This is a genomic window from Paracoccus benzoatiresistens, assembly GCF_026913015.1.
GTDB lineage: Bacteria > Pseudomonadota > Alphaproteobacteria > Rhodobacterales > Rhodobacteraceae > Paracoccus > Paracoccus benzoatiresistens.
Window position 1 is genome coordinate 1 of the sequence record NZ_JAPTYD010000122.1, and the last position, 3,259, is coordinate 3,259.

General features: G+C 62.7%; 3 protein-coding genes. 1 reads left to right on the forward strand and 2 read right to left on the reverse strand.

Annotated elements, in window-relative coordinates; genetic code table 11:
- Positions 1 to 17 precede the first annotated feature (17 nt).
- Both OU682_RS23560 and OU682_RS23565 read right to left on the reverse strand, forming a co-directional pair.
- Positions 18 to 1,061 (reverse strand): ABC transporter permease, encoded by a 1,044-nt coding sequence (locus tag OU682_RS23560; RefSeq protein ID WP_268944615.1) that lies wholly within the window; start codon positions 1,059 to 1,061, stop codon positions 18 to 20.
- A 97-nt stretch (positions 1,062 to 1,158) separates the two neighbouring features.
- A complete protein-coding gene (locus OU682_RS23565; RefSeq protein WP_268944616.1) occupies positions 1,159 to 2,148 on the reverse strand; it encodes an ABC transporter substrate-binding protein in 990 nt (329 codons plus the stop codon).
- Between the two features lie 274 nt (positions 2,149 to 2,422).
- Here OU682_RS23565 and OU682_RS23570 point away from each other — a divergent pair, with 274 nt between their 5' ends.
- Positions 2,423 to 3,130 carry an IS6 family transposase gene (locus tag OU682_RS23570; RefSeq protein WP_268944617.1) on the forward strand — a complete coding sequence of 236 codons (708 nt, stop codon included), beginning with the start codon at positions 2,423 to 2,425 and terminating at the stop codon, positions 3,128 to 3,130.
- Positions 3,131 to 3,259: the final 129 nt, after the last annotated feature.

A 3,259-nucleotide genomic window follows, 5' to 3' on the forward strand; every position in this document is an offset into this window, starting at 1 on the left:
TAGTCATCCTTGCCTCCTCAGTGCCGCGACTTGCTGGCGTCGATGCGGTTCAGCGCGGATTTAGTGACGCGGTCCAGCACGATCGCCAGAAGCACGATGCCCAGGCCTGCGATCAGACCCACACCCAGTTCCAGGTTGCGGATCCCGCGCAGCACCAGAACCCCCAGGCCGGGCGCTGAGACCAGAGAGGCGATCACCACCATGGCCAGGCTCATCATGATGGTCTGGTTCACGCCCGCCATGATGTTGGGCAGCGCCAGGGGGATCTGGACACCGAACAGCTTCTGCCGACGGCTCATTCCGAAGGCATCGGCGGCCTCGATCACGTCTCGGTCGACAAGCCGGATGCCAAGGTCGGTCAGCCGGATTACCGGCACGATGGCATAAAGGATGATCGCGATGCCATAGAGCTTGGGTTCCGTGACACTGAACAGGAAGATCAGCGGAATGAGATAAACAAAGGCAGGCAGCGTCTGCAACATGTCCAGGATCGGTGTCACGATCCGCTGCAGGGTGTCGCTGCGCGACATGGCGATGCCGATGGGCACGCCGAACAGGACGCAGATGAAGGCGCAAACGAAGATGATCGCCAGGGTCTGCATGGCCTCGGTATAGTGGTCGACGAAGGCCAGCAGCCCCAGCGAGACCGCGACCAGCGCAACCACGCCCTTGGAACGCGACACAAACCAGGTCAGCAGCAGCAGGGCCGGAAGCATGATGAACCAAGGCGTCGCGGTCATCAGCCAGATTGTTTCGCGCAGCATCCAGGACAGTGGCTGCGTCATCGGATCCAGCACCACCCGCAGCGCGTCACGCGCCGACAGGAAACCCCGTTCCAGCCCCAGCGTGAGGTCGCGCGTCTGCCAGATCGCCCCGCAGGCCTCATGCAGGTTGTTCAGCGACGGCAGCGGCAGATCCCACCACGAGCCGCCCGCCTGCGATGCACCGCCCTGGGCCTTGGCCAGAAGATCGGCCATCGACATCGGCCCACCTTCCCCGCCCCCGCCGTCGCACCAATCCCTGAGCCCCAAGGCAGTGAACACGCCGTCGTAGCTGGCCATCGCTTGCGTCCCTGTCTGTTCCCGCTGCGGGATGATTCATTATAGTAAAGGTCGATGCCGTTACGGCACCGACCACATTCCGCGCTTTCGCGGACACTCAGTTCTGCTGGATCAGCGCCGACAGCTTTTTCTTGGCGTCATCCGACAGCCAGGTCTGCCATTCTTCGGCATTGCTGGTCAGGTAATGAACCGCGACCTCCTGAGCGGATGCCTTCTTCTCGTCCTGCCAGGCCAGAAGGGCACTCATTTCATCGGTCTTGAAGGTCATCTTGCGCAGGAACTCGACCACCTCCGGCTGGTCCTCAACCAGGGCCGCCGTGACGGCGGTAACGCTGGGCGCCTCAGGGAAGTCCGAGACCTGGGGATCGGGCGCGTTCGGGTTTTGCAGCGGCGAGAACTTGGCCTCGTCGTATTCACCCAGCTTGACGCGGGTCATGTCGTATTTGCCCAGCGGCACAGTCGGCCCCCAGTAGTAACCAAACCAGGGTTCCTCGCTGGTCACGGCCGACCCCATCGACGAGGCCAGGGTTTCGCCGGAGCCATGGTTGAAGACCTCGATGCCCGCGTCTTCCAGCTTCAGCGCCCGGACCAGGTTGTCACTGACGACGCGGCAACCCCATCCCTCGGGACAGTTGTTGAAGCGGCCGCCGACCAGTTCGGGATTGGCCATCACGCCTTCGATGGTGGTCAGTTCGGGATAGGCCTCGGCCAGGTAGGTGGGGATCCACCAGCCCTCGATCCCGCCGGGGTCCAGCACGTCGGTCAGCGTAACCATTGTGCCGGCCTGTTCCAGCTTGGTATAGGCCTCGCCGGCCGAATTCAGCCACAGGTCGGTGACGATGTCGGGCTCGCCGTTTTCGGCGACAGAGGTGATGGCCGGGATGGTGTCGGACTTCACCAGCGACACTGTGCAGCCATAGCCCTGCTCCAGCAGGAACTTCGCGACCTCGGTGATGACCTCGGCCGAGGCCCAGCCCATCTGCGCGATCGACAACTCGCCACACGCGGACGTGCTGTCCTGCGCCATTGCCGGAACCGCGAGCGTGCTGCCCAGTGCCAGCGCGATAGTCGAGACAAGTGTTTTCATTCCGCTCTCCTGTTGTTGTCCGGCAAGCGGACATGATGGGGCCCACGCGTCTGATGCGCGTGTTGGGATATTTGACAGCATTGAAGATTGCCGTCCGTTCACTGGTTGCACAGTCAACCTGCAACAAATTGTTCCCTGGCGTCAAACAGGTATTCAAAATCGACCAATTCGGCCCTTTCCTTAGCCCGAGTCCGGAATTGGAGGGTGAGATCTGCGGCGGGCACCGTCAACTTGCGGACTGGCCGAAAGTGCGGCTTCTGAATAGCCTCTGCAGATGAAGATGAATCACGCCGCTCTGTATGCTGGCCACCGCTATCCAGCGGCGGTTATTGCCCACGCGGTCTGGCTCTACTTCCGCTTCCCGCTGAGCCTGAGGAAGGTCGAGGAGATGCTGGCCGAGCGCGGCATCGTGGTGAGCCACGAAACCATCCGCCGCTGGGGGCTGAAGTTCGGCGGCACGTACGCTGCCGAAATCCGCCGGCGTCAGAGAGCGACAGGCGATAAATGGCATCTCGACGAGGTAGCAATCTTGATCGCCGGCAAGAAACATTGGCTCTGGCGTGCCGTCGACCAGCAGGGGGTCGTGCTCGACGTCCTCGTCCAGAGCCGGCGCGACGCTCGGGCCGCCAAGCGCCTGTTGCGCAAGCTGATGAAGCGGCAGGGGCGCGTTCCACGGGTCATGGTGACCGACAAGCTGCGGAGCTACTGCGCAGCTGCAAGAACGCTGATGCCCGGCGTCGAGCACCGCCAGCACAAGGGTCTCAACAACCGCGCAGAGAACAGCCATCAGCCCACCCGACGACGGGAGCGGATCATGAAGCGCTTCAAGTCGCCCGGACAAGCGCAGCGGTTCCTCGCCACTCACGACCAGGTTGCCAATCTCTTCAGAACGCCGACCACCACCACCGCCGACCACCGCAGACAAACGAGACGACAAGCTCACGCGATCTGGGCCGACGTCGCGGGAGTTGGCGTCGCTTGACCCGCCGACGAAGAAGGCGCTCTACGATCCGAGCGCGTAAGTTGACGATGCCGCATTCCTTGGTCGTAAGGTCGTGCGAGGCAACCACATCTGCCGGAAGTTCTTCACCGGCTTCGCTTGCCAGCGCCT